General features: G+C 67.7%; 26 protein-coding genes and 1 tRNA gene. 14 read left to right on the top strand and 13 right to left on the bottom strand.

From position 1 onward, the window contains the following. Positions 1 to 71: 71 nt before the first annotated feature. Positions 72 to 1,067, top strand: coding sequence for a zinc-binding dehydrogenase (locus ABZV58_RS14945; RefSeq protein ID WP_355000695.1), 996 nt, complete (start codon positions 72 to 74; stop codon positions 1,065 to 1,067). 208 nt (positions 1,068 to 1,275) lie between these two features. Here ABZV58_RS14945 and ABZV58_RS14940 read toward each other — a convergent pair whose 3' ends face one another. Then, positions 1,276 to 1,707: a nitroreductase/quinone reductase family protein gene (locus ABZV58_RS14940; RefSeq protein ID WP_355000694.1), complete on the bottom strand. Its 432-nt coding sequence runs from the start codon at positions 1,705 to 1,707 to the stop codon at positions 1,276 to 1,278. 175 nt (positions 1,708 to 1,882) lie between these two features. Here ABZV58_RS14940 and ABZV58_RS14935 point away from each other — a divergent pair. Continuing rightward, positions 1,883 to 1,956: transfer RNA gene (locus ABZV58_RS14935), tRNA-Ile, on the top strand. Between the two features lie 388 nt (positions 1,957 to 2,344). Here ABZV58_RS14935 and ABZV58_RS14930 read toward each other — a convergent pair. Both ABZV58_RS14930 and ABZV58_RS14925 read right to left on the bottom strand, forming a co-directional pair. Then, the gene (locus ABZV58_RS14930) at positions 2,345 to 3,040 is read right to left on the bottom strand and encodes a hypothetical protein (RefSeq protein WP_355000693.1); all 696 of its coding nucleotides are present in this window, start codon (positions 3,038 to 3,040) and stop codon (positions 2,345 to 2,347) included. A gap of 72 nt (positions 3,041 to 3,112) precedes the next feature. Continuing rightward, a complete protein-coding gene (locus ABZV58_RS14925; protein ID WP_355000692.1) occupies positions 3,113 to 4,033 on the bottom strand; it encodes an alpha/beta hydrolase in 921 nt (306 codons plus the stop codon). Between the two features lie 496 nt (positions 4,034 to 4,529). Between ABZV58_RS14925 and ABZV58_RS14920 the strand changes: the two genes are divergently transcribed. Then, positions 4,530 to 5,000 carry a hypothetical protein gene (locus tag ABZV58_RS14920; RefSeq protein ID WP_355000691.1) on the top strand — a complete coding sequence of 157 codons (471 nt, stop codon included), beginning with the start codon at positions 4,530 to 4,532 and terminating at the stop codon, positions 4,998 to 5,000. A 92-nt stretch (positions 5,001 to 5,092) separates the two neighbouring features. On the opposite strand, the gene ABZV58_RS14915 is transcribed toward ABZV58_RS14920, so the two are convergent. Continuing rightward, positions 5,093 to 5,362 (bottom strand): hypothetical protein, encoded by a 270-nt coding sequence (locus tag ABZV58_RS14915; RefSeq protein ID WP_355000690.1) that lies wholly within the window; start codon positions 5,360 to 5,362, stop codon positions 5,093 to 5,095. A 198-nt stretch (positions 5,363 to 5,560) separates the two neighbouring features. Here ABZV58_RS14915 and mraY point away from each other — a divergent pair, with 198 nt between their 5' ends. Together mraY and ABZV58_RS14905 are read left to right on the top strand one after the other, a co-directional pair. Next, positions 5,561 to 6,637, top strand: a complete 1,077-nt coding sequence (gene mraY / locus ABZV58_RS14910) for a phospho-N-acetylmuramoyl-pentapeptide-transferase (protein ID WP_355000689.1) — start codon at positions 5,561 to 5,563, stop codon at positions 6,635 to 6,637. Positions 6,638 to 6,719: 82 nt separating this feature from the next. Beyond that, positions 6,720 to 7,316, top strand: coding sequence for a TetR/AcrR family transcriptional regulator (locus ABZV58_RS14905; RefSeq protein ID WP_355000688.1), 597 nt, complete (start codon positions 6,720 to 6,722; stop codon positions 7,314 to 7,316). Here the strand turns inward: ABZV58_RS14905 and ABZV58_RS14900 are convergent. Continuing rightward, a complete protein-coding gene (locus ABZV58_RS14900; RefSeq protein ID WP_355000687.1) occupies positions 7,294 to 8,223 on the bottom strand; it encodes an alpha/beta hydrolase in 930 nt (309 codons plus the stop codon). The two genes, ABZV58_RS14905 and ABZV58_RS14900, sit on opposite strands and share 23 nt — an antisense overlap. Positions 8,224 to 8,527: 304 nt before the next feature. On the opposite strand from ABZV58_RS14900, the gene ABZV58_RS14895 reads away from it, so the two are divergent. From ABZV58_RS14895 to ABZV58_RS14885, 3 genes are all read left to right on the top strand, one after another. Further along, a complete protein-coding gene (locus tag ABZV58_RS14895) occupies positions 8,528 to 10,453 on the top strand; it encodes a hypothetical protein (RefSeq protein ID WP_355000686.1) in 1,926 nt (641 codons plus the stop codon). A 72-nt stretch (positions 10,454 to 10,525) separates the two neighbouring features. Next, positions 10,526 to 12,073 (top strand): ABC transporter substrate-binding protein, encoded by a 1,548-nt coding sequence (locus ABZV58_RS14890; RefSeq protein WP_355000685.1) that lies wholly within the window; start codon positions 10,526 to 10,528, stop codon positions 12,071 to 12,073. A 326-nt stretch (positions 12,074 to 12,399) separates the two neighbouring features. After that, complete coding sequence (locus ABZV58_RS14885; RefSeq protein ID WP_355000684.1) at positions 12,400 to 13,065, top strand: trypsin-like serine protease; 666 nt, start codon at positions 12,400 to 12,402, stop codon at positions 13,063 to 13,065. Positions 13,066 to 13,117: 52 nt separating this feature from the next. Here the strand turns inward: ABZV58_RS14885 and ABZV58_RS14880 are convergent, their stop codons facing one another. After that, a complete protein-coding gene (locus ABZV58_RS14880; RefSeq protein WP_355000683.1) occupies positions 13,118 to 13,315 on the bottom strand; it encodes a KGG domain-containing protein in 198 nt (65 codons plus the stop codon). A gap of 304 nt (positions 13,316 to 13,619) precedes the next feature. Between ABZV58_RS14880 and ABZV58_RS14875 the strand changes: the two genes are divergently transcribed. Continuing rightward, entirely contained in the window at positions 13,620 to 14,087 is a 468-nt protein-coding gene (locus tag ABZV58_RS14875; RefSeq protein ID WP_355000682.1) for an SRPBCC family protein, read from the top strand. Between the two features lie 204 nt (positions 14,088 to 14,291). On the opposite strand, the gene ABZV58_RS14870 is transcribed toward ABZV58_RS14875, so the two are convergent. After that, the gene (locus ABZV58_RS14870) at positions 14,292 to 15,761 is read right to left on the bottom strand and encodes an MFS transporter (RefSeq protein WP_355000681.1); all 1,470 of its coding nucleotides are present in this window, start codon (positions 15,759 to 15,761) and stop codon (positions 14,292 to 14,294) included. A 54-nt stretch (positions 15,762 to 15,815) separates the two neighbouring features. Here ABZV58_RS14870 and ABZV58_RS14865 point away from each other — a divergent pair, with 54 nt between their 5' ends. Continuing rightward, on the top strand, positions 15,816 to 16,535 hold the full coding sequence (locus ABZV58_RS14865; RefSeq protein ID WP_355000680.1) for a TetR/AcrR family transcriptional regulator: 720 nt from the start codon (positions 15,816 to 15,818) through the stop codon (positions 16,533 to 16,535). 166 nt (positions 16,536 to 16,701) lie between these two features. Further along, entirely contained in the window at positions 16,702 to 17,961 is a 1,260-nt protein-coding gene (locus ABZV58_RS14860) for a VWA domain-containing protein (RefSeq protein WP_355000679.1), read from the top strand. A 27-nt stretch (positions 17,962 to 17,988) separates the two neighbouring features. Here ABZV58_RS14860 and ABZV58_RS14855 read toward each other — a convergent pair whose 3' ends face one another. From ABZV58_RS14855 to ABZV58_RS14840, 4 genes are all read right to left on the bottom strand, one after another. Then, entirely contained in the window at positions 17,989 to 18,264 is a 276-nt protein-coding gene (locus ABZV58_RS14855) for a hypothetical protein (protein WP_067786073.1), read from the bottom strand. A 223-nt stretch (positions 18,265 to 18,487) separates the two neighbouring features. Beyond that, positions 18,488 to 18,694: a hypothetical protein gene (locus tag ABZV58_RS14850; protein WP_355000678.1), complete on the bottom strand. Its 207-nt coding sequence runs from the start codon at positions 18,692 to 18,694 to the stop codon at positions 18,488 to 18,490. Positions 18,695 to 18,800: 106 nt separating this feature from the next. Next, positions 18,801 to 19,160, bottom strand: coding sequence for a hypothetical protein (locus tag ABZV58_RS14845; protein WP_355000677.1), 360 nt, complete (start codon positions 19,158 to 19,160; stop codon positions 18,801 to 18,803). Positions 19,161 to 19,492: 332 nt separating this feature from the next. After that, on the bottom strand, positions 19,493 to 20,314 hold the full coding sequence (locus tag ABZV58_RS14840; protein WP_355000676.1) for an SDR family NAD(P)-dependent oxidoreductase: 822 nt from the start codon (positions 20,312 to 20,314) through the stop codon (positions 19,493 to 19,495). Positions 20,315 to 20,852: 538 nt separating this feature from the next. On the opposite strand from ABZV58_RS14840, the gene ABZV58_RS14835 reads away from it, so the two are divergent. Then, the gene (locus ABZV58_RS14835; protein WP_355000675.1) at positions 20,853 to 21,146 is read left to right on the top strand and encodes a hypothetical protein; all 294 of its coding nucleotides are present in this window, start codon (positions 20,853 to 20,855) and stop codon (positions 21,144 to 21,146) included. A 48-nt stretch (positions 21,147 to 21,194) separates the two neighbouring features. Here ABZV58_RS14835 and ABZV58_RS14830 read toward each other — a convergent pair whose 3' ends face one another. After that, a complete protein-coding gene (locus ABZV58_RS14830) occupies positions 21,195 to 21,632 on the bottom strand; it encodes a hypothetical protein (RefSeq protein ID WP_355000674.1) in 438 nt (145 codons plus the stop codon). Between the two features lie 176 nt (positions 21,633 to 21,808). On the opposite strand from ABZV58_RS14830, the gene ABZV58_RS14825 reads away from it, so the two are divergent. Then, positions 21,809 to 22,288, top strand: a complete 480-nt coding sequence (locus ABZV58_RS14825; RefSeq protein WP_355000673.1) for an SgcJ/EcaC family oxidoreductase — start codon at positions 21,809 to 21,811, stop codon at positions 22,286 to 22,288. Between the two features lie 18 nt (positions 22,289 to 22,306). On the opposite strand, the gene ABZV58_RS14820 is transcribed toward ABZV58_RS14825, so the two are convergent. Further along, the gene (locus tag ABZV58_RS14820) at positions 22,307 to 24,289 is read right to left on the bottom strand and encodes a TerD family protein (protein ID WP_355000672.1); all 1,983 of its coding nucleotides are present in this window, start codon (positions 24,287 to 24,289) and stop codon (positions 22,307 to 22,309) included. Positions 24,290 to 24,423: 134 nt separating this feature from the next. Here ABZV58_RS14820 and ABZV58_RS14815 point away from each other — a divergent pair, with 134 nt between their 5' ends. Then, a complete protein-coding gene (locus ABZV58_RS14815) occupies positions 24,424 to 24,918 on the top strand; it encodes a hypothetical protein (RefSeq protein ID WP_355000671.1) in 495 nt (164 codons plus the stop codon).

Below are 24,918 nucleotides of genomic sequence, written 5' to 3'. Positions count from 1 at the left end.
CCCAGCGCTTGACCTCTACTGAACTTCAGGTTTCATGCTGGGCACTGATCAACGAGATGTGGAGGTCAGTGATGCGGGTTGTGCAGGCAACGGAATTCGGTGGACCAGAGGTGCTCGCGGTGCGCGAGATCCCGGATCCGACACCGGGTCCCGGTCAGGTGGTCGTTCAGGTCGCGGCGGCCGACGTGATGTTCCTCGACACCCGGCTGCGCGGCGGGTGGGGGAGCGAATACTTCCAGATCGAAACCCCTTACGTGCCGGGCGGAGCGGTGGCGGGCGTGGTCGTCGAGGTGGGCGCGGAGGTCGATCCCTCGTGGATCGGCAAGCGCGTCGCCACCAGCACCGCCGCGAGCGGCATCGGCGGCGGTCAGCCCATCGGCGGCTACGCCGAGAAGGCGCTGGCCAAGGTCGAGACGCTCAACGAAGTGCCGGAAGGGCTTTCGCTCGAGCAGGCCGTGGCGTTGGTCCACGACGGCAGGACCGCGCTCGCCGTCTTCGAGCGGGCCGCGATCCAGGCGGGGGAGTGGGTTCTCGTCACCGCGGCAGGCGGCGGGCTCGGCACGCTGCTCATCCAATTGGCGCGCTCCGCAGGGGCACACGTGGTCGCGGCGGCTCGCGGCCGCGACAAGCTCGAACTCGCCGAACGGCTCGGCGCGCACGCCGTCATCGACTACTCCGAGCCGGACTGGTCGGCCAAGGTACGCGCCGCGACCGGCGGGGCTGGGGTGAACGTCGTGCTCGACGGAGCGGGTGGCGACCTCGGCGCGGCGGCCACCGAAGCCATCGCCGACCACGGCCGATTCCTCGGATACGGCGCCGCGGCGGGCGAATTCGCCGAGTTCGACAGCGACAGCTTGGCCGTGCGCGGCATCTCGGCGCTCGGCCTGTTCGACATCACCGGCGCCGACACCGATTGGAACGCCCTCGCGCGGGGTATCCAAGACGCCGTGGTCGCCGGTGACATCGAGGTCGTGATCGGTCAGACCTTCCCCCTCGAACACGCCGACCGAGCCCATGCCGCAATCGAATTGAGGAAATCTCTCGGTCGAACGCTGCTTACTTTGTGACTTGTCCGCGCGTGGGTGCGATCGGTCTCAGACAGCGCTAGGGTGCCCCCGTGCAAACTCTGATAGTCGTCGGTGTCGTTGCCGTCGTCCTCTTCCTCGTTTTCGCCGTCGTCCAATTCGCAAGTCGCCCACCGAGAATGGAGAGTCGGTGGGACGACAGCGTGCCGGTGGACAAGGGGCGATGGGGAGACGGCGACGACTGACCGCGTCACCTCGCCTGCGTCAACACCACCACCGCGATGGGCCGCTTGGTCATTTTCTGATAGGCGCTGTAGCGGCCCTGGTTCACCTCGTCGACTATCGCCCAACGTCGTGCGTAGTCCGGGTCGTCCGGATACGTGGCTCGCGCAACCACTCTCATCCTGCGTCGCCCCACCTGGATCTCGCACTCGGGCGCTGCCTTCACGTTCGCCAGCCACCCCGGCGGACGCGGCGAGCCGCCGTTCGACGCGGTCACCAGGTATGCCTCGCCATCGCGTCCGTAGGTCAGCGCCGAGGTCCGCTCCTGACCCGTCTTCCGTCCTATCGTTCGCAACAGCAGGGTCGGATTCCCGAACAGCAGCTTGTGGCCCACCAGCCCGCCGCTCTGCTCGTATACCCACTGATGAACCCGCAGCACATTCGCGAACACACTGGCCATATCTGACCCTCCAGTAAGTTTCCGGTGTCGGCCCCACCCTAATCGACCTCGCCCGGCCGAGTCGGCCGACAGACCGCGCTTCGTCGGAGTAGCGTCGAGGGGCCGGGGAGTCAACTGGTGCCCGGCCCGCCGCGCCCGGTAGCATCCTTGACAGTCGCGGTTCCACCGCGCATGCGGGGCGGTAGCTCAGTCGGTTAGAGCCGTGGACTCATAATCCATTGGTCGCGGGTTCGAGCCCCGCCCGCCCCACAAACCCCCTTCTACCAGCGGAAATGTTCGCAATTTCGCTGTGCGTTCGTCCCGGACGGGGCTCGGCAGCGATAGATTTCGGCGGTCGACTGGGCGTGGGATTCCGCTGGATTTCCTACTCGACGTCCGTGGCGTGCAGCGCCCAGTTGAAGCGCCTCAACCTTCGTCCGCTCCTGTTCTCGGAGACAGGTGCCAAGCCGAGCGGTGCTCCCCGGTGTCGCCCGCCGCTCGGCATCGCTCGGCTCGGCGCGGTTCACGGTCGGCCGGTCGTTGCAGCGCGTTCGTTGGCCTCACGGCGGCGAAGTGATACGGACGTCCGTCGCCAGCATCGCTGTCGACGTTTCACGCGAATTCACCGGCGGCATTGGATTGGCCGTAGCTTCGGACGTTATCGGCGGCGCCGAGGAGTCGAGGTCCGTGCCCCGAGCTCGCCTGCGCCCATCAAAATTCCTCCCGCGGCGAAGATCGCGAATCCGACGCCGGGAGTGCTCGGTGAATTGTGTTGGCTGATGGCGATCATCATGATCACCCAGCCGAATACGGCAATCGCGCCACCGACCCAGAGGCAAACTTTCGTCCAAGTCGGGGCCCCGGACAGGTCGTCGTTTTGCGGGGCGTAGTAGTCGGAGACGATGTTGTCTCTGCCCGCTGTATGGCCCTGGCCGTAACCGGCGACGGTCTGGCTACCACCGCCGGTCAGGATCACGCTGTTGTATCCCTCGCGCCGACCGAGCTGATTTTGCAGCTCGGCGAGTTCCCGTGCGAACTGCGCGTCGGTGGCAGCCGCACGTTCGATCGAGGCGGCCACGCGACGATGTGCCGCAACGCTGTCCGGGTTCTCGGCGAGGTCGTCGAGAGGCGCGCGGCCGAGCTTGCGCCGCACAGTCTCGGTGAGGGAACTGAGTAGCCCATCGAGTTGGCCATCGACCCACCGGCTGCCTGCGGCTCCGAGCGCCCCCGCGAGATAACCAGCGATCACCATTCCGTCGATCACGGCCCTGCCTCCTCCGTAGCCATCGGGCAACTCGATCATCTCACCCCTCATCGCGTGAATGGACCCTTTTGTTTCCAGCTCAGTGATCATGAATTCGTTTGCTAGCAAAGGTAATTCACTGTGGAATTGCGTACGACGGCCTATTCGCCGTAGCCCCCGGACTCAGTCGCCTGACAGACGGTGCGCGATCCACGAATCGATATCCCGCAGCGCGACGGCGGCCATGCCGGTCGGGCGGTGGGTGAAGGCGTGGGTGGACTCGGGGTACACCCGGATGTCCACGTCGTTTCCCGCCGCGGAGAGGCGGGCGGCCATAGCCAAGTTGTCTTCGAGGAGGATATCGAGACTTCCCACCACCAGCAGTGTCGGCGGTAGGTCGGTGAGGTCGCCGTAGAGGGGAGAGATATCGGGGTCGGTTCGGTCGGCGACATGGCCGACATACGCCTCGATGAAGAACTCGTCGGCGTACAGCCTCCCGCCGGGGGATCGCCCGCTGAGGTCGTAGGCGCCGAACTGTAGGACGGCACCGGCGAACGGATCGGCCAGGCCCTGGTCGCGTAGTCGTAGCAGGGTGGTCATGACCAGCGTGGAGCCCGCCGAGGCTCCGCCGATCACCAGTTTCGTTGTCCTGAACAACGACTCGGCCTGTTCGAGGAGCCACAGCGCAGCGGTTTCGCAGTCGTCGGGAGCCGCGGGCCATGGATGCTCGGGCGCCAATCGATAGTCGACGCTCACCACGGCCACGCCGAGAGCGTCGGCCAGACGAGCATTGCGGGCGTCCTCACTGGCCGCTGATCCGAGATAGAAGCCGCCAGGGTGGATGTCGAGGTAGGCGCCCCGGATCTCGGTTTCCCGAGGGACGGTGATCCGCACCGGGACTCGACGCTCACCGACTTCGGCGGTGCGCTGGGTAGCCCTGTCACCCGATGACGTGAGAGACCTGGCCTGCCTGGCCCGGGCCTGCCGCAATTCCTCGACACTGGTCGGGCCCGCGCCAGCAGGTGAGGCCGCGTTGAACTGTCGGCTCTCCTCGACGTAAGCGTCGAGTCCCTCGCCGATCAGCCGCTTCAGTCCGATCTCCATGTTCCTCCCGTTCGTAGCCGCGTGTCGTGTGGGGAGCGCCGATGAAAGCCTGCCGCCATGTCCGAACAACCCACATCGACCAGGAGGATGCAACCAGGTGAAGCGACGAGCCTCAACAGCCAATCCGCGTGCTGGCCACAATTATTGGTTGTGCACTGCGCTGACCGATCGCGCGACCGCAGCTCGGCGATACCGCTCTCGGACTCCGCCGGCCGGGGCCACACAAGGTAATCGGGACTCGCCGAACCAGTCGTGATCCGTGCTGGAGCGGCGAGAGATCAGTCGATGTCTCAGAACAGCGGTGATGAATCGCGCTCGCGTGCAACAGGTTCTGGTATGACGGGCATGAGTTGCCTGCCTGGCCGTGAGTGCCACGGGGACCGTGCCGCTGACCTCTTCGAGATGCCGATGCGTCACCTCCGCCGACCACGCTCCGATCGGGGGACTCGGTTAGGCTTCCTTAGGAACTTCTGGCATCACTCACGCGAGGTGTGGCATGGACTCGTCGGCGGTCGCCGCGGCTGCTGGTGTGGCGACGGCGGTGATCGCGCTCGTCGCCGCGTCGTTGGTGGTGTGGCAGGTGACCGAGATGCGGAAGACGACCTACGCCAGCGCTTTCAAAGCGGTGTACGACATGCTGCAGGCGGAAGTGATCCGTCAGGATCGGCGTTTCGTCATGCGGGAATTGCGGATTCGCGACCTCGACACCTGGACCGAGGACGACATCCTGCGCGCCGAACGCGTCTGCCACAGCTACGACTGTGCCGCCATCATGTGCCGCAATGGGTTCATCCCGACCGACGTGGTCGCCGATTCCTGGGGCGATTCGCTTCGGACCTGCTGGAGCGTCCTGCGACCGCTGGTCGAGAAATACCGTTCGGACCGGGGCGCGCCCGAGTTGTGGGACGACTTCGCCTGGCTCGCCGGACGCGCCACCGAACTGCACGGGCAGCGGCAGTCGCGGTAAGCCGCATCCCGGTCGCCACAGCCTTCGGTGGCGGGCACGCCGTTCAGCCGTGTCGCGACCGAGGCCGCGCCCCGCGACCGTCGCGATGGAACTCAGTACGGCCGGTCGATGGTTTGCGGGACTTCCCATTCGTCGGTGATGTCGAGGGCGCGGTTTCGGGCCTCGCCGAGCAGGGCGTGCGAGTGCCTGCTGCGCTTGGTCAATTCGTAGCGGCGAGCGCCGAGGCCCGTCGTGGTCTGCAGCTCGTAGTCGAGGTCGTCGACCAGGTGGTGTAGCTCGTCGACCTGCGTGAGTGTGGGCCGGTCGCCCAGACTCTCGAGTTGGTCGATGACGTCGCCGAATCGGTCTTCCAGACTGCGCATCGCGCGCCCTCCCCTGTATCACCGTGTGCCCCTTGCTATCTCAGAGTAAGGCGGAATCAGGTATTCGGCGAACGATCGAGACGCGCACGTGCGGGTTCGGGGCCGAGCACGGCGTACACCGCTCGCTTTGGCTAGCATCTGACCGAGGCGTACGGGTTTGGTGGACAGGGCGGAAGCTCAACGGCGGTACGGGAGCCCATGAATCAGATCTTGTTCTCGGCGATGATCGCGCTGGCGGTGTCGATCATGGTGACGCCGTTCCTGATCAAGGCGTTCGTCACGAGGAACTTCGGTCAGGAGATCCGCGTCGACGGACCGGCGAGTCATCAGGCGAAGCGCGGCACGCCGACGATGGGTGGCATAGCCATCATCGCCGGTCTGTGGGCCGGGTACCTCGGCTCGCATCTGATCGTGGTCCGGGACGGCGTCGATGGCCCGTCGGCTTCCGCGCTGCTCGTTCTCGGGTTGGCGACCGTCTTGGGTTTCGTCGGCTTCCTCGACGACTCCATCAAGCTGCGCAAGCGACGCAATCTCGGCCTGACCGCGACGGGCAAGTACCTCGGCCAGCTCGGCGCCGCCGTGTTGTTCGGCGTGCTGGCGCTGCGATTCCCCGACGGCGCCGGGTTGACGCCCGCCAGCAAGCACATGTCCTACGTCCGGGATTTCAGCGCCGTGTCGCTCGGGCTTGTCGGGTTCCTGCTCGTCGTCTGTTTCCTCGTGGTGGCCTGGTCGAACGCCGTGAACATCACCGACGGCCTCGACGGCCTCGCCGCCGGATCCATGAGCTTCGCGCTCGGCGCCTACGTGATCATCACCTTCTGGCAGTACACCAACGCGTGCGCGACCGGGGTCGCGCCAGGCTGCTACGAGGTCCGGGATCCGCTCGATCTCGCGGTGGTCTGCGCCTCGGGCGTCGGCGCGTGCATCGGATTCCTGTGGTGGAACGCCGCACCGGCGAAGATCTTCATGGGAGACACCGGCTCGCTGGCCCTCGGCGGCCTGCTCGCGGGCCTCTCGATCACCACCCACACCGAGCTGCTGATGGCCGTGGTCGGCGCGTTGTTCTGTGCGGAAATCCTTTCGGTCCTGCTGCAAATCGTCGTTTTCCGCACCACGGGCAATCGGGTGTTCAAGATGGCCCCGTTCCACCACCATTTCGAACTCAGCAAGTGGGCCGAAACCACGGTGATCATCCGCTTCTGGCTCCTCGCGGGGATCGCCGCGGCGGTGGGGCTCATGCTCTTCTACGGCGAGTATCTCGCCGTCGTCGGCTGATCCTGGCCCTGCGTCCGTATGCCTCGGAGGCGTACGGAACCGAGTGCGGGAGTCCTCCGCCGCGGGCTACCGTGGAGGGATCATGGCCGATACACCGCGCAAGGCGCCGCGGCAGCGGCGGTCGAAGGAGACCGTGGACACGCTGCTCGAGGCGGCCGCGCAGATGTTCGGGCGGGAGGGGTTGGCGACGACGACGAACCGGATCGCCGAGCGCGCCGGGGTGTCGATCGGGTCGCTGTATCAGTATTTCCCCAACAAACACGCGCTGCTGCACGCGCTTGCCGAGCGGCACGTGGCCGAGGGGATGGCGCGGCTGGACGCGGTGTTCGCCGAGGCGCGTGTGACGCGGCCCGGGTTCGACGAGACCATGCGGGTGATCCTGGAGGCGGTAGTCGACCTGCACCGGGATCGGCCCGCGCTGCACGCGGTGCTGCACCGGGTCGCGCCCCGGTCGGCGGCGGAGGTGGCGGCGATGCGGGCGTTCGAGGACCGGCTCGCGGATGAGGTGGCGTTCCACCTCGTGCGCTGCGGCCGGGGTGGCGAGGACCCGAATTATCTGGCGCGCACCATTGTTCACGCCGTAGACGTCCAGGTGCATCGAGTGCTGATCCCACACCGGCTCGACACCGAACGGCTACTGGAGCTGGTCCGCCGGATCACCGCCGATCCGGCGGCGTGAGCGCGGCCGTTTCGGCCAGCACCTCGCGCAAGGTCGTCGCCAGCAGGCTCAGGCCGGGTTCTTCGATCGGGAAATGTCCGCAGCCGTCCAAGAGAACGGTCCTGGTCGGTCCGGGGACCCTGGCCAGGAACCGGAGACTGAGCGACGGCGGTGTCCACCGGTCGGCCGCGGGGTGCACCAGGGTGACCGGTGTGGCGGTGAACTCCTCCGGCGGGGTGTGCCGGAAGTTCAGGAAGTCGGCGAGAAATCCCAGCGGGACGTGCGCGCCGCCGCCCTTCGGGTCGCTGCCGCACAGGTCGGAGAGGGCCGGGTCGAGGCTCATGTTCCGCATGTCGACCAACCACCTGATCGGCACCCGAAGCCCGGCCAGCGGTGTGAGCGATCGCAGCAGTAAGGGAGCGAAGCCGCCCGTGAACGACCAGCGTGCCGCGGCCCGCCGAGCCGCGGGGTCGGAAGGGTCGAGCAGGCAGGTGGCGACGACGTGCGCCACTGCTCGCGTCCGCGCGGCGGTCTCGTAGGCGAGCATGCCGCCCATGCTCGCGCCGAACAGGATCAACGGCCGTTCGTCGAATTCTGTTTCGGCTAGGACGAATTCGCTGAGCAGGTCCACCCAGTGGGCGTAGCGGACCGAGTTCGGCTCGGGTTCGACGGTGTCGCCGTAGAGCGGCAGATCGATGGCCATCGCCTCGACGCCCTCGCTCGCGGCGAGCGCGGCGAACGGCCAGAGCAGTCCCGCGTGCCCGCCCGCGCCGTGGACGAGCAGCACCCGCACCGCCGCATCGGGTCGCGCCGCTCGGGCGACGTGCACAGTGCGCCCGCGCCACGACCACCAGGTGGAGATCGGTTCGAGCAAGGGTTCGCGTCGATAGTCGGCGGGCAGGAATTGGGCGTATCGCAGGTATTCCATGTATTCAGGCTCGGCCCCGGCGTCCATGCGGACAACTCGCATTCGACCCGGTCGGTTCCGCCGTAGACGACCCCGCTGACCTGCGAAGATCGGCACCCCGCGAGCCCGCGCGACCACCGGCTCACATTCGGACCTTCAACCTTGCCGCTCACGCACTCAGACGGGGTCCTCGGTGCGCATGCCGATGGGCCGGGCAGCCTGCCTTGCGTCGAACTCGGGCGAGTCGGAGCACGGATCGAGTTGTCTCACAGCGGAATCGGCGTCGCGCTGCTAGAGTCTCGCGCAAGCCCGAGGGAGGTGAGGCTTGGTGATCGTGGGGCGCGCCGAGCTGCTGGAACTGATCGACACCCTGGTGCGGGTTCCGCGGGGAAGCACCGAAGAAACCGGGAATCCCGTACTGGTGCTGGAAGGGTACGGTGGGTCGGGGCGCACCACCGTGCTGGAGCAGGTGCTCGACCGGTGGCAGCGACGGACCCCGACCGTTCTGGTCCGGCCGTTGGAACGCCCGTACGACCCGGACAACCCGGCCCGCCCCGTGCTCGCCGCGGCGATGCTCGGCCTCAGCATGGATCTGCCCGGCTTCCCGATGGCGTTTCCGCGCATCGTGGTGGCGCAGATCGCGATCAACGAGAATTTCACCGAGATTCCCGCGACCGAGCATCGAGAACGGTTGCGCACGGCGCTGAATCGGTACCGGGACCGCGCGACGCTGGTCGCTTTCATCGGCGATCTGGTCGGTTTGGCCGGCGCGCAGGCCGCCAACATCAAGCTGCCCGGCGCCAGCATGATCGCGCCGACCCTGAGCCAGCACCTGTCGAACCTGGTGGTGGGCAGGCTGACTCGCGGCAGGCTGATCACCAAGATCACCTGGGGTTCGGCGGTCTCCTGGTACGGACACCAGGATCTCGGCCTGCGGGCCGACGCCGAGACGGAGCTCATCGAACTCGGCATCAAAGCGGCCAGCGAAGACGCGGCCACCAGGCGCGGCGTGGACAACCTGCTGATCAGCGCCTTCCTCGCCGACCTCCGGCACAGCGCGGCGCGGGTCGCCGGACGGCCGTCGAATGTCGTTGTGCTGCTGGACGATGGCGACACCCCGACCGCGATCGCCTTCACCAGCGCACTGCTGCGTGCGCGCGAGGCGATGACCGCCGCCGGATCCCCGCTGACGGATCCGCTGACGCTCGTCACCACCAGCTCCGGCGTCCTCGCCGAGGAACTCGACGGACAGGTCCCCGCGCCGGTGACGTGGACGCCGCGCCGGCGCGCCGATCCGTCCGAGCGGGACCCGTGGGCGCGGTTGCGGATCGACGACTTCACGGAGTTCGAGGTGAAGACCCTCGCCAAGGACGTCACCTCGATCGAGGCGGACCGGATCGGCGAACAGGTGTACCGGCTGACCGGCGGCCACCCCGCCGCGACGGCCTATGTGCTGGATCGGTTGCGGCAGCGTCGGCGGTCGGTAGACGACCTGGACGACCTGTTGCGCGACAACCACGCGGGGCCGGGCACCGCCGTCCAACGCCACCTGCTCGGCATGTTCGCCAAGGATCTGCACCCGCGCAAGCAACTCGACGAGGACACGCTCGACGCGCTCGTCACGGTGTCGGCGGCGCGCACCAAGGGCGACGCACTCCGGTTGGTCACGCTGTTGCCCCCCGGGATCGGGGAGCGTTCGCCGGTGTTCCGATCCCCGTCGCTGTGGAGCGGGCCGACCGACAGCGCGGTGCTGCCCGCCTTCGTTCGTCGCATGGGCCTGCGCGAACTGGCGGTGCGCACGAACCGTCACCCCGGTTGGGACCGCGTGTTCGGAAAGCTGCTCGACACAGCGCCTTCCGGCGATCGCGCGAGCAGGCTGCACTACACGCGGCTGCTGCACGGTGGCGCCGCCATCGTCGACGAACTGGCTGAGTTGCTGCCGATCACAGCCGCTTCCGAGTGGTTGTCGCTGTTCGACAAGATCGTGGAGATGTCCGATCCGCGCAGGCCGGATGCCGGTCTCGTCGACGGCCGCGACCACGCCGCGAGTCGCGTCGAGCACATAGCCGTGCTGCTCGCGGTCGTGCCCGCAGTGGAATCGGACCTGCGGATCACCGTCGCGGAGCGCAGGGAGATCCTCTGCGCACGGGCGGCGCACAGCTTCGAACGCCTCGCCGACCACGCCACGGACCGAAGCCCGTTCCTGTTGCGCGCCAACGATTACCACCATTGTGTGCGCCGAACCCGTTGACCCGACCTCGATGAGGAGCCCGCTGTGGAGTCGCGTTACTGGGCAGGCATAGTCCCGAAGCGGCGAAGGCCCATGCCGCGACCCTGGACCGACTGGGTGCGGCTGGGTGTAGTCGTGATCTTGGTGGTCGGCGCGGTGAGCGGGTTCGCGGCCCGTGAGCCGTTGCGGCGGTTGGCCACCTGCAACGACGGCTTGCCGAGCACGGCGGCGTGGGCGGCGGGCGGCCGGTGCGTCGGATTGTCGGAGGGCCCTTACGCTTTCGAACTGCCCGCGTTCGAGCACGTCATGCGGGTCATCGATGAGCAGAACCGCACCGCCGCCGACGGATGTCCCGGCACACCGGTGACCGTCGGTGTGCTGCTGACCATGACCGACCAGCTGGCGGGCAGTCGCGCCGTGCACGAGCTGGAAGGTATGGCCGTCGGCCAGCGCCGGGCGAACGCCACCGGATGCGTGCATCCGATGCGTCTCGTCGTCGGCAATCTCGGTGACTACGGACCCGAGGGCGACGCCGTGGCGGTGGCGCGGAAAATGGCGCAACGCGGCGACGTGGTCGCCGTCGCGGGCATCGGCCTCAGCGACCAGACCACGGCCGAGGTCGCGGATCTGCTTGCCGCCGAGAAGATTCCGATGGTGTCGGACGTGGTCACCGCCGAGGGCTTCGACCAAGCCGGTTCCGCCGGCGACGATCCCGACTTCACCCGGTGCGACGAGAACATCACCTACCCGGGGGGAGTCGGGAAGGACTACTACTATCGGGTCGCCTTCCGTGTCGCGGTGCAGGTCCGCGCGCTGGGTGCGGTCGCGCCGACCAGGCCCGATTTCGTCATGGTTCCCACCGGTGGCTCGGACCCGTATACCTGCACGACGTTGCCCTTCCTGCACCGCCAGTACGGCGGCGAGTTGCTCGAGGTGAAGTTCGACGCCGAAGAGCCGACCACCGTGTCGCAGACGGCGCGACGGGTGTGCGCGACGGCCAAGGACGTGACGATCGCGTATCTGGCACGCGGTCGCGACCTCGGTCGCCTGCTCTACGACCTGGACGTTTCGTACACCAACGGGCAGTGCGCGGCCACCTCGATCACGGTGCTCAGCACCTCCGACGGAAATCGGCTGCGCACCGCGGAATCCGATGCCGCGCTCGAGGATTTGCGTGGCAAGGCGCTGAGTTCGCCGAGCTTCGTCGGCGGACGCGTCCGGGTGCTGTTCACCCTCGTCGCGGGGGCCGACGGACCCGAGCAGGACAATCCGCAGTGGGCCCTGTTCGAAGAGGCCTACACCGCAGCGGGATTCGATCTCGCGCACGTCGGCGACGGCTGGGCGGTGAACGCCTACGACGCGCTGAGCACTGTCGTCGCCGCCGTGCGCGCGCTTCCTGCCGCGTCGACGGTTCAGCGCAGCCAGGTCAACATCACCCTCGGCGGTTTCACCTCGCCCGAGCTCGCGGTGGCGGGTGCGGGCGGCCCGATCGTTTTCGACAACAGCGGCAACCGGGCCGGACCGGATCCCGCGGTGGTGCGGCTGTGCCCGGCGGGTGAGTTCGGCGGCAGGCCGTATGTGCCGACCGTCGAGGCGAAGCCAGGCGAACCGATCCCCGAATGCGTCCGACCCGCTGCGTGACGGGTCCGGCGTGCATGCCATCCGCCGCCGCTCTGCGCACGCGGGTATGGCCTGATTCATCAAGGGGCGCTGCGCATTCGGTGGAGTCGCGTTGGTGTCGGCGGTGCGTGATACGGTACGGCGCGAACGGCGAGAGGTCGTTCGTCAGGGGTGAGGGGGAGTGGGCGAGTCCGCCACGTGATCCGGGTTTCGGGTAGCCGATCGTCTCGCGTGTCGGGGCGCGTGTAGGTCGGCTGTCCGTGGATTCGTGGCGAGCCTTCCGCCGATCGGGCGCATCGAGTTACACCGGCCGACCGCGCCTCGGCCACGCATGAGGAAGCGTGAACATGAACTACCGCAACAAGCTGACGCAGCTCCTGCTGACGGCGGCGTTGGCGACGGGCCTCGGCGCGGCGTTTCCGGCCACCGCGCAGGCGCAGGGGATCGCCTATCCCGGCATGACCATCACGACGGGCGAGAGCATCTGCTCGGTCGGCGCGACCGGACACATGGGGGATCAGCAGTACGCGGTCACCGCCGCGCACTGTTTCCAAGAAGGCCGAACCGTCTACGACGAGAACGGGAGGGTGATCGGCCGATACGAGCAGAGCCACGGCGACGACGCCACCATCGGCGGGCTGGGCTTCGCGCTCATCCGGCTGGCCGCCGGGGTGGGTGTCTCGGCTTCGCTCGGCAACTTCGGCATCGAGTCGACCTACACCGATGCCCAAGTGGGACAGGAGGTCTGCCACGTCGGCTGGGCGACCAACTGGACCTGCGGCCGGGTCACCGAGGTGGGCGCGACCTTCTTCGTCGCGGATTTCGTGGCCGACCGGGGTGATTCGGGCGGCATCGTCTACTTCCCGACACCGGAGGGCCGCGCGGCCTTCCTCGGCATCGTGATCGGCAGTCTGGAATCGGGTGGCGTGCTGGTCGAATCGGCCAACTATCTGCGCGACACCATCGACGCCCACGCTCAGGGCCCCGATCACTTCCGGTGGTACGTCGAGTGAATCGAGGGCGGGAAGAGCGGGGCCGAATGTCCCGCTCTTCCCGCGCGATTCGCTAGCGGCCCTGGTGGCTGTGCTGGCCGCCGAGTCGCTTGGCCTCGGTCGGCTGGGCCGCGGCACCCTTCTTACCCGCTTCGCTCGCCCTTCTCGGGTCGTTGTCGAAGCTGCCGCTGCTCGCCTTGCCGCCCAGGCTGGCGATCTTGCGCTGCTGCTCGGAATCCATTGCCGCGAAACCTCGTTGGTTGTTTGCCATCGTCATCCTCCCTCGGAAGGTCGGCGGTTGCGTGACGCGGTCTCGCGCCACCACTCCTGGCGCTACCCGGGGTCGGCGGAGGCAAACACGCGCCCGCCGATCGATGGGCGCTCGCATGTTGGGGGACCGTTGCGGCAGCTTTGCCGTTCTGCGCACGACGATCGCGAGTTCCAGCGCCCGCGAAATCCCTCGCATCGTGAGGTGAATCACGCTCTGCTGGAGCGCTTTCCACTCGAGCGGCGGCATTCGCGGGTACCGCCTACCCTCGACACCAGCGGGGCGGTCCGGCGGAAGGGGAGCAGTCATGGGACATGTCGAGCACAAGGCGACCGGTGCGGCGCCGGTGGATTTCGTGTTCGAGTACATCGCCGACTATCGGAATGTGCCGAAGTGGATGTTCGGAGTTCGTCATTACACGCCGGTCGGCGAGCAGACCACCGGCGTCGGCGCGGTGTTCGACACGGCGCTGCATCTCGGCCCGACCACGTTGCACATGCGCGCGGAGGTCACCGAATGGGTAGACGGCGCGAAGGTCTCGCTGCACGCGATCAAGGGCATCGAGGGCACGGTCCACTGGAGTTTCCAGGCCATCGATCCGACTACCACCGAGATCGGCGTGGTGGTCGATTACCGGGTACCCGGGGGATTCGCGGGCCGCGCGCTGGACAAGATCATCCAGGCCTTCGTCGGCCCGGCCATCCGGCACACCGAGAAGAGTCTGCGCGAGCAGGTGCTGGCGGGTTATCGGGAATCGCTCGGCGAGAACGCCTGACAGGACGGGCCGGGAACGCCCGGGTCTCCGAATTCCTCGGGCGCCGAGAACCCCGGGCCGTGGGTATGCGGACGCTGGTGATCTCCACGGGACGCGTCAGGCGCGCCGTACAGCGGAACGGCGCGCCTGTCGTGGTCGGGGTTCATCGATCGCCGGGCAGAGCCACGGACCATCGACTTCCGTGACGGGTCGACCCAGCTCGGTTCACGCCCGCACGGACTCCGACTCCGGTTCCGAATCCGGTTCCGCGACCGGGGTCTTCCGCGCCCGCAGCAGCAGCATGCCGAGCACGGCGGCGGCGATGCTGAAGCCCGCGCTGATCCAGGCGCCGCTCGACATGGCTTCGGTGAACGCCGTCTTGGCCGGTTCCTCGAAGCCGAGTTGGAATGCGGCGCCGATGGATTCGCGCGCGGCCTCGGGCGCGTCGGCGGGCATGTTCGAGGTGAACACACCGGCCAGCACGCTGCCGAGCACCGCAATGCTGATCGCCATGCCGACCTGTTGGAGCGTGTCGTTCATGGCCGAGCCGACGCCCGCGTGCTCCAGTGGAATGGCGCTCATGATGGCGGCGTAGGCGGCCGGTCCCGCCAAGCCGCCGCCGACGCCCATCACGAGCATGCTGACCAGGACCCACGTGTACCCGCTGCCGAGAGCGAGGATCGCGAAGGCCAGCCCCATGACCAGCAGACCCGATACGATCAGCGTCTTGTTGCTCAGCTTCTTGCCGAGAGTCGCGCCGAGCCCGTTGCACACGGCCGCGGCCACGGCGTACGGCAGCAGCGCCAAACCCGCCTTCATCGGGCCGTACCCGAGCACGAACTGCAGGTACTGGGTGAGCATCAGCATGATCGCGCCCATGCCGAAGACCATGAGCAGCAACGTCAGACAGGTGCCGGTGAAGTCTCGGTTGCGGAACACCGCGAGCGGCAGCATCGGATGCGCCGAGCGGCTCTCCCACGTGACGAATCCGAGCGCCGAGACCGCCGCCAGCGCGATCACCGGGATGTTCCATTCGCGTTCGATGATGACGTAGACGATCGAGACGAGCGCGACGATCGACAGCAGCACACCGACCAGGTCCACCGGCCGCTGCTCGCCGGTGGTCTCGGGCATCAGCACGAGCGCGGCGACGATGGCGAGGATCGCGACCGGAATATTGAGCAGGAACACCGAGCCCCACCAGTAGTGCTCCAACAGGAAGCCGCCCAGCGTGGGGCCCGCGACGATGCCGACCATCGAGACGGTGCTCCAAGCCGCCATCGCGGTGCGCCGTTCGTCCTCGGCGAAGGTGGTCATCAGGATGGACAGCGTCGATGGCATGAGCAGCGAGCCGCCGACACCCATCGCGGCTCTGGCGGCGATCACCTGCCAGGGTTCGCTGGCGACTACCGCGGCGAGCGAGGCCACGCCGAAGACGGCCAAGCCCGTGACGAGCATCCGCCGCCTGCCGAACCGGTCCGAGAGGCTGCCCGCCGTGAGCAGCAGTCCGGCGAAGACAAGCACGTAGGCGTCCAGGATCCACTGCACGTCGGACGGCGTGGCGCCCAGCTCGCGGATCAGGGACGGGATGGCCAGATTGAGGACGGTGCCGTCGATCATCAGCACCAGCAAGGACAGACAGAGGACCCCGAGCACCCACCAGCGGCGGGGGTCTCGTACGGTGTTCGATTCCACTCGCACACCGTACTATGAACTCGAACGTTGTGCGAGTGAATATAGGATCAAGTCGTGGCCAAGCAGTTCACTTCGATATGGACCCGCGAACCCCGGCAGCCGAGGGGGTCGGGGTTGGATCGCGCGCAGATCGTCGCGGCGGCGCTCGAGATCCTCGATTCCGAGGGACTGGACGCGTTGAGCATGCGCAAGATCGGCGCGAAGCTGAACGCGGGTGCGACCAGCCTGTACTGGTACGTCGCCAACAAGGACGAACTGCTCGAACTCGTCCTCGACGAGTTCTGGGGGATGCTGCACGCCCCGGAATCGGAACAGGCGTCCTGGCGCGAGGTGCTCACCACCTTCGCCTACAGCCTGCGCGGCAGCATGCGTGCTCACCCGTGGGTTGCCGGGCTCGTCGGTCACATCCCGAGCATCGGGCCGAACGCGATGCGCGTCAGCGATCGGTTGCGGCGGGCGTTCACGGAGGCGGGCTTCCAGGGTGTCGACATCTACCGTGCCAGCGGCACGGTGATGTCTTTTGTTCTCGGCCAGGTGCTTCCGGAGATCGCGTATGCCAAGACCTACGGCGAGGACTACGACGCCGAGAGCGTTTCGCAGGTGATGAGCAAAGTCGCCGGAGACTATCCCGAGATGTTCGCCGACTACCGCGATGTCGCGCAGACCGACCCGGAAGTCGCTCGCGCGCTCGGCTTCGATTTCGGGCTGCTGTGCGTGCTCGACGGGCTGGAGTTGCGCCTGCGCGACGGTGACCGGTCGCGTCTGCGGAAGTGACGGCGGCGCACGGGATCTCGTAGCCGGACGGGCGCGGCTGGAGCAACGAACGCCTCGCGTGCCCGGCAGGCGTTGCGGTCGATCCGATACCGCCGGTTGTGGAACCGCGGTCGGTCGACTGCGGTTCTGCCGTACGCTGAGCCGGTCGCGGCGACAGGAGTTTTCGGTGGGCACAGTCTTGGTCAAGGGGCAGAACGGGCCGGTGGCCGCGGGGCGAGTCGTGGTGTCCGTGCGCACCGAGGCGGTGGTCGACGTGTCGGCGCTGCTGGTCACCGAAGCCGGGACGGTGCGTTCCGACGCGGACTTCGTGTTCTTCAACCAGCCCGTCGCACCCGGCGTCGAGCTGACGTCGGGTTCGCCTGCCGCACTGGCGATATCGCCCGCCGACCTACCTGACGAGATCGCGCAGGTGCGCGCGGTGCTCACGCTGGACGACGCCACCTTCGGACGATTCGCACCCCCCGTCGCGACCGTCGCGGACGAGCTGGGAAATGTGCTGTACGAGTACGAGATCGAGGGACTCGACAGCGAATCGGTGGTGATCGCGCTCGAGCTCTACCGGCGCGGTCCGCAGTGGAAGGTGCGCGCGGTCGGGCAGGGATACGCGGGCGGGTTCGCCGCGCTGGTCACCGATCACGGCGTCGTCGTGGACGACGAGCCGTCGCCGAGCGCCGCCACCGCGCCGCCGACAGTGCCCGAGGTCCGCACTGTGCCGGGCGAGTCGAAACTCTCGTTCGAGAAGCGCGCCGTGCTCGACCTGCGCAAACGCGAGGTCGCCAAGATCCTGATCGACCAGAACGCCATGGGCATCCGCGCCCGGGTGGTGCTCGTCATCGACAAGACCGGCAGCATGCAGAAGCAGTACCGGAACAAAGTCGTGCACCGCGTGGTGGAGCGGATGATCCCGATCGCCACCCAACTGGACGACGACGGGACGCTCGAGGCCTACCTGTACGCGCTGTCGTACACGAAGCTGCCGGATATCGAAGTGGCCGAGGGCGATCGCTGGTCGGAGACCCACCTGCATCTCAGCGGCACGCACGCGGGTATCGACTACGGCGCCCTCGGCGGGCGCAACGACGAGTTGCCGATCATGCGCGCCGTCATCGATACGCTGCGCCCCGGCGATCGGCCGACGCTGGTGCTGTTCTTCACCGACGGCGGTTTCGCCAAGAAGCCGGAGATCACCGCCCTGATGCGGGAAGCCGCACGGCTGCCCGCGTTCTGGCAGTTCGTCGGGCTCGGCAAGGCCAACTACGGGCTGCTGCGCAGCATCGACGAGATGGACGGCAGGCTCGTCGACAACGCCGGGTTCTTCGCGCTCGACGACATCGACAGTGTGGACGACGCACAGCTCTACGCCAGGTTGCTCGGTGAATTCCCGCAGTGGCTGCGCGCCGCGCGTGCCGCGGGCGTGACGAGTTGAGTCGCGGCGTTCAGTCGTCGGCGACGATCAGCCGATCACCGCGTTCATGATGGTGCCCGCGCTGGTGGCGACCACGCCGCCGATCATCGCGCCTGCCACCATCTTCGGCGACTCGAGCCCGCCTCCGGTCCACTTCTCCCAGGCGAACCGGCCGCCCGCGTAGATGATGCCGCAGACACCCGACAGCAGAACGAACCAGGTCAGGTAGCGGACGAGCTGCAAGATCTTATCGGACACCGGCGGCGCCTCGGGCGTCGGATTGCCGATCTGCGCCAGGGTGTCGTATGCGACGGCCAGGATCATCGTTGTGCTGCTCATTCCGGGTTCGGGACAAGGAGAATCGCTGAATGGATGGTATCCGGTTCTCCGGCATGCCGCCCATACCTCACATCCGTGGCGCGATACCTTCACCACCCCGGCGCGGGCTGTTGTCCTGCTGAGGCGGTCGGACTCTCGCCGCAGTGCGGCACCGTGGCACGGACCGCGGTGTCAGCTCGGCGCTGCCTCCGTTGTCTCGCGGTCGTCGTCAAGCTGCCGGGCGATCGGCCGATCGGTGGCCGCGGCAATGATCTGCGACCATGTCGAGCAGGCCGTCGATCGCTGCCAGTGAAGACCAGGGGTTGTGAAAGACCAGGTCCGGATACTGATCCGACAATGCGACGAAGGCGGAGTCCGCCGCCGACCAGTGCACGTGGATGGACGATAGGCAGATCTCGCGAGCGACGGAAGTCATGACGGTCCTATGCCCCCTGAACGAATTGCGGCCCAGAGGTGTAATTCAAGGCGGTAACTGTCATGACGGCGTTGCTATTAGCGATTTCTCGACGGCTGGGTAGGGGTTATTTCCGCTTTCTTGGCGGGTCGCTGCGGTCGGGTGATCCGTCGTCGAACGCATCCTCGTACAGCGCGTCCCACGTGTCCTGGCGCGACAACATCGTGGCGGTGCGCAGTCCGAGTCCGGTAAGCGCGAAGGTCTCGGTCGCTGGGTACCGCTGGTCCAGGCTTCCCGCACCGTCGCCGAAGACCAGACCGTGCGCCGCCAGCCTCCGTAATCCGCGCACCACCGACCTGTACCCGCCGCCGATGTCATCGAGCTCGGCCACGGTTCGAGGCCGACGCGAGAGAGCATCGAGCAACTCCACCAGATACGGGTGGCTGAGCGTCTCACGCAACTTGTCCAACTCGGCAACACTGATCATCGGCACGACTACCTCGGGGGTGCATACGTTTCGGTTTCGTGAGGGTATGAAGAGCCGCGACCGGCGAGGCGGTTCCTTGACGGAAACTTGCGGAGCGTCGGCTCACTCTTGACGAATTCCCTACGAGGCTCGGCAGACATGCGCGAAGCCCCGTGGCGCGTAGTGGGCGCGCCACGGGGCTTCGGGTTTTCCAGCCTCGGTTTCAGTCCGGGATGGGCGATTTCAGCGCTGGTTCGGTTTGTGGCCGTGGTTGGCCTTCTTCTTCCGGCTGGCCCGTTTCTTGCTGGAGCGTTTCGACATGGGATTCGGCTACCTCTCGGTTTCTCTTGCGGTCAAGCGGTGGTGTATTGCTGGTTGGTCCATGCGGCCAGCCGGGCTCGGGCACGTGAATTGCGCACCAGCGCAGCCGGTCGCGCCGGTCGGGTGCCTTCGTAATAGCTGCCGTTGACGACGGGGGCGCCGGAGGCGCTGTACATCGCAAGCAGATCGGCGGCGTCGTCCATCGGCGCGTCCACGTGACTGCGAAGCTGGGGCATGTCGATTTCGAAGTCGGCCGGGTGCACGCTCACCGCCGTCAGGCCCTCGGGACCGGTCTCGGCGAGCGTCCGCGTGAACATGGTCAGCGCCAGTTTGGATTGCGCGTAGACAGCCAGTGGCGTGTAGATGCCGCGATTGCGGTCCAGATCGGAGTAGTCGATGTTGCCGCTCAGATGCAGCGGAGACGACACGGTCACCACCCGGCCCCGCGCCGCCGCGACGGCGGGCGACAGCGCCGCGATCAAACGCTGCGGTGCGAGGTAGTTGATTTGCAGGGTCGTCTCGTAGCCGTCCGCGGTTCGTGAGCGGCGTTCGCCGCCCGGAACCGAGGCGGCATTGATCAGCGCGTGCAGGCACGGCACCGTCGCGGCCAACGTGGCGGCGAGTTCGTCCACCTCGGTGAGGTTCGAGAAGTCGGCGTGCACGATGTGCAGCCTGGCGACCGGAATGCCGGTCTGCACCAACGCTTCCAACGCCTCCTCGGCGTGTTCTTTGTCGCGTGCGTGCAGGATGACGGCGGCGCCATCGGTGGCGAGCCGTCGCGCGGCCGCGAAACCGAGACGGGTGTCGACGCCGGTCACCATGGTGATCCGAGCCGCGGACAGAGATTCGAACATAGCTCTCCTATCGAGTGAGCGTGCGACCGCCGTCGATCGACGGCAGACGAATCCGCGACGAGTGATCACCGATCAACGCGCGGAGACTTGGAATGCCTACGGCAGCTGCCGTACGCACAGAGGCGCCCCGTGGCAGTAGAGGACCGGGGCGAAAAGGGGAGGTGTCAAGCCGGACTCGGCGGCTCGTCCTCACTTCCGAAACCGAAAAGTTCCAGCGACGACGGCAACTCGTGCGCGACGCGGACCGAGACAGCACCGGACGACGTGCGCAGAGCACGCAGAACGTCCGGAGTGGGGGTCATAGTCCGATATAAAGGCCTCGCGGTAGCCCGGGCAAGGTTCTTCGCTCCGGATTGACGAATCCTTTGCGCTGGAAAATGCCACCGCGCCCGGCTCGCCGTAGCCATGCTGTCGCTGTGGCGTAGGCATCGTTGTGGCACAGCGCCTTGCGAGCGACCGGGTCCGTCCGGATCATGGGTGGGACGTGGTGGTCGATGCCCGGCCGCCGTGAAACCGGTGAATCCCGAGGTAACCAACAGTGAGCATGATCTTGATGTCGGTCGGGGACACGTATTCCACCCTGGCGCAAATCGGTAACCCGACACCCGAGGCGCCGCCGTTGTCGGACAAACTCATGCAGTTCGTCCGGTACGCGACCTGGTTCGCGCTGCTGTCCGGCATCATCAGCATCATCTACGCGGGCGGCCGCTTCGCCTGGGAGAAATGGTCCGGCGGGGCGCTGCAGTCGCCGAAGATGGTGGCGGGCGCGATGATCGGTGGTGTCGTCGCGACCAGCGCGGGCACCATCATGAACGCCGTCGTCGGAAGCTGACCAGAGACCGACCGGTACGAACTTTTCGAGCCGTGGTCCGGCGAGCGCTCAGCCCTCCCAAGTCCAGCGCGGCACCGCGCGGATCGGATGCAACTCCTCGTCGGTGCTCGCGTGCGAGTTCTGCTGCGCCACTTCCGCGCCGAACTCCACGTGCGAGCGCACCGCGTCGCGGAACGCCGCCGACTCCAGCAGGCCCGCCTCCTCGAACGCCTCCATATACAGTTCGGCGAATCGCTCGCGCTGCTCGTCGGTGATCTTCAGGTGCCGGTGCACCGCGATGAGGTAGTCGAACCCCAGTTCGCGGCTGAAGCGATCCGGGCCGCCGAACGACTCGGCGGTGAACCAGGTGAGGTGATCGACGTGGTGCGGGCGACGCTCGGGGAACAGCGACTTCAGCACGGGGTCGGCCAGCACCTTGTCGTAGAAGGCGGTCTCCACCCGGCGCAGCGCCTCCTCGCCTCCGACGTGTTCGTACATGCTCGTCATGGGTGACCTCCCGAATGGCTGCGACTGCTACCCATTAGAGGCCCGTGCGTCGCGCAATGCGCCCGGTTTCGCCGAGAGCGGGTCCGAAATCCGTGTTTTCTCAGGGTGTTTCCCGATTCTCTCGTCCGCGTTCCTGCCACACGATCGATACGACCGGATCGAGACGAGGAGCTGAGATGACAGATCGAGCCAAGGACGAGGCGCTGATCCGCGAGGTGGTGGCGCGCGCCGCGCAGGCGTGGGACGCCAACGACGCGACGGCCTACGCGGCCGAATTCACCGAGGACAGCGACTACGTCGCGTTCGACGGGACGCTGCTGCGCGGACGGGAGGCGAACCGCGCCCTGCACGCCGGGCTGTTCGACGGTGTGCTGTACGGCACCAGGATGGAGGGCACGATCGAGTCGATCCGCTTCCTCACCGGCGACGTCGCCGTCGTGCACCTCACCGGATCCGTGGTGTTCGCCTGGCAGCGCGAGGTGCCCAAGGGCCGACGCTCCCGCAACACCTGGGTGCTGGTGCGCACCGCGGACGGCTGGCGCGTCGCCGCGTTCCACAACACCCGGGTGCGGCCGATGCCGGGGGAAGGGCCGGTGGTGCGGTTGTTCGGCAACTACGTGCGCTGGCGGACCGCACGGGCACGAGCGCACGGGTAGCGGAACAACGTCAAGGCTTCAGATCCGCGCGCCCTTGGCGCGATTGCAGGCTCGACAGAGGATCTGCAAGTTGCTCGCGCTGGTGGCACCGCCGCGACTGAGCGGGATGACGTGGTCGAACTCGAGGTAGTGCGCGCTGGCGCATTCGACGCACTTGCCGCCGTCGCGCTGCCACACTTCGGCTTTCACTTCCTGCGGGATGCTGCGCGTGTCGCGCTGGCCCGGCGTGAGCACCAGCCGCTTCGCGACCCGCAGCGCGCCTTCCAGCGCGGCGGCGACGTAGTCCGGGTCGGCCACCTCGAAGGTCGCGCCGCCGCGGGCCGAGGTCGCCGCGAGCACCACGACGCCCGCCTCGACGTGTACCGAGACGACCCTCGACCACGGCATCTCCACGCCGGCGCCGGTGCCGACGAAACGCAGTTTCTTGTTGCTGGCGATCAGCCTGCCCTCGGTGACCTTCGGCCCGCGGGCCAGCTGTCGCACATGGGTGGCGACCAGGTCGAGGTGCACCTTCTCCTCCGAGTCCAGGTGCAAGCCGGGCGTGCGGACCACCGGCAGATCGCCCTCGCGCAACCGGCACAGCGTGCGACCGCGGTGCATCCGCCTGCGTAGGTCCTCGATGAGCGGTCCGGTCAGCGCCAGCTCGGCGACGGCGCGTTCGAAGAGGTCGTACTCCGACTGCTGGATCGCCCCGTCCGCGAACGCGAAAGTGACCAGCCGCTCGACGTAACTGAGCCCGACCTCGCGCAACGCCGTGCGGCCGATGTTCTCGTCGATGCGCTGGTAGCGCAGCGACGCCCACAGCGCCTCCCACGGCTCGCCCTGCGGCCCCGAGCCGATCAGCACCCGCCAGGCCCTGGTGTGCCAGTGGGTGAGGAATTCCTCGATCTCGGCCTCGCAGTACTGGCACGGTGCGGACCCGCCGAACAGCTTGCGCCGCAAGGCGTTTCCGCAGCGTGGGCAGGCGCGCGGGCCCGGTGGCGCGGTGCGGTAGGTTGCCGAGGTCCATTCCGAGCCGTCCCACCAGCGCATGCGGGACGGGTCCTCGGGGTCCGAATGCCAGTCGGCGCGTTCGGGATTCGGTGGCGGCGGTGGTGGCATCGGTTGCCGCGATCGTCGCGTCAGGTCGACGTGCTGGTCGGCGCGCGGCGGTCGGTCCGCGGGGTATGGCTCCGACATCGCGGATCCGCCCGGGCTCGCCGGTTCTCTGGCTCCGGTCGATTCCTGACTGGTCCGTCTGGATGGCGCCGGTGGGTCGACGGGATGGCGTGGCGCGACACTCCCTTGACGGGTGGGGGTTTCCGCGGCGCCGACGTGTTCGGCGCGGTGCGGCACGTCCTCCGGTAGCTGCCGCGCGGGGTAGGGAGCACCCGAAGGCAGGTGCCGGTCGGGTGCGGAGTCGGCGGTCCGCGAGCCGCGTGCGACGGCATCGTGCGCGCCGGACCGCGTGGTGCCACCCGGCTCGTGCACGGCGGGCCGCCGCGCCGGGCGTCGGGGCGACTCGTCGACCGCGACGCCGAACTCGGTGACCAACCCCGCCAGCCCGCTGCTCCAGCCCTGACCGATCGCGCGGAACCGCCAGCGGCCCTCGCGCCGGTAGAACTCGCCGAACATCATGGCGGCCACCGCGTCGGCGTCCTCGATGTCGAAGCGGGCGACCGGGCCGTCGGCGGCGAAGACCGTCACCGTCAAACCTGCTATGTCGCCGAATGTTCCGTGCTCGAGGGAGCCGCTGACCACGATCCGGTCCACCTCGCTCTCGGTGCGCGGCAGCGAGACGCTCAGCCGCGCGGTCCCCGGCGCGGGCTCCTGATCCAGCGTCACCGCCTGTGACACGTGCCGAGGCGCGTTGTAGAACACCAGATCTCGGTCCGTGCGCACCGCGCCCGACCCGTCCAGCAACAGTGCGTGCGCGTCGACGACATGCTCCGATCGCCATGAAACGACTACGGCTAGAAGGGATGTCGGTACCGGCGCGTGCGCGCCCTTGCTCAGTTTCATCGTGCTCGAATATTGCCACGACCCTCCGACACGCCGAATTCGCGAGGTCCGCGCGCGGGCGCGCCGAGGGCGACACAGACCGATCGGTCCGGGATTTACCGGGGTTCCGGCGTTCGGTCGGGCACAGTATTTCTATGACTACCCCGAAGGGGTCGGGCCGCAAGAAGCAGACCCCGAAGACGACGGGACCGCGCGTCCCCGGCGCCGCGGAGATCCTGGCCGCCGCGCAGACGGCGGTCGAGGCGGCCCAATCGGCCGCTGGTCAGGCGCTGGAGTCGGCGCAGCTCACCGCCGGACACGCCTTCGACGCCGCCATCCGGCTACCACCGGCCTCGGCCCAGCTGGCCGCGCAGCTGCCCGATCTGATCGAGAACCTGACGATGGCCATCGACCGGCTCAACGCGACCATCGACCGGTTGGACCGGACCCTCGCGCTGGCCGACCCGGCCTTCGCCGCCTACGACCGGCTGCTGCCGCGACTGGAGGCGATGATCGCCCTCGGTGAGGACGTGCTCGGCAAGCTCGCCAGGTTGCCGGGCATCGCCATGCTCGGCAAGGTGACCGGATTCAGCGGCAGGCGGCCCGGCGAGGAGGAGCCGCCGCCCGAGCGACCGAAGCGGCGTCGCTGA

The sequence above is a fragment of the Nocardia sp. NPDC004654 genome (assembly GCF_040609595.1).
GTDB lineage: Bacteria > Actinomycetota > Actinomycetes > Mycobacteriales > Mycobacteriaceae > Nocardia.
The sequence above is the reverse complement of the archived record's forward strand: the minus strand, read 5'-3'. Positions and strand labels throughout refer to the sequence as shown.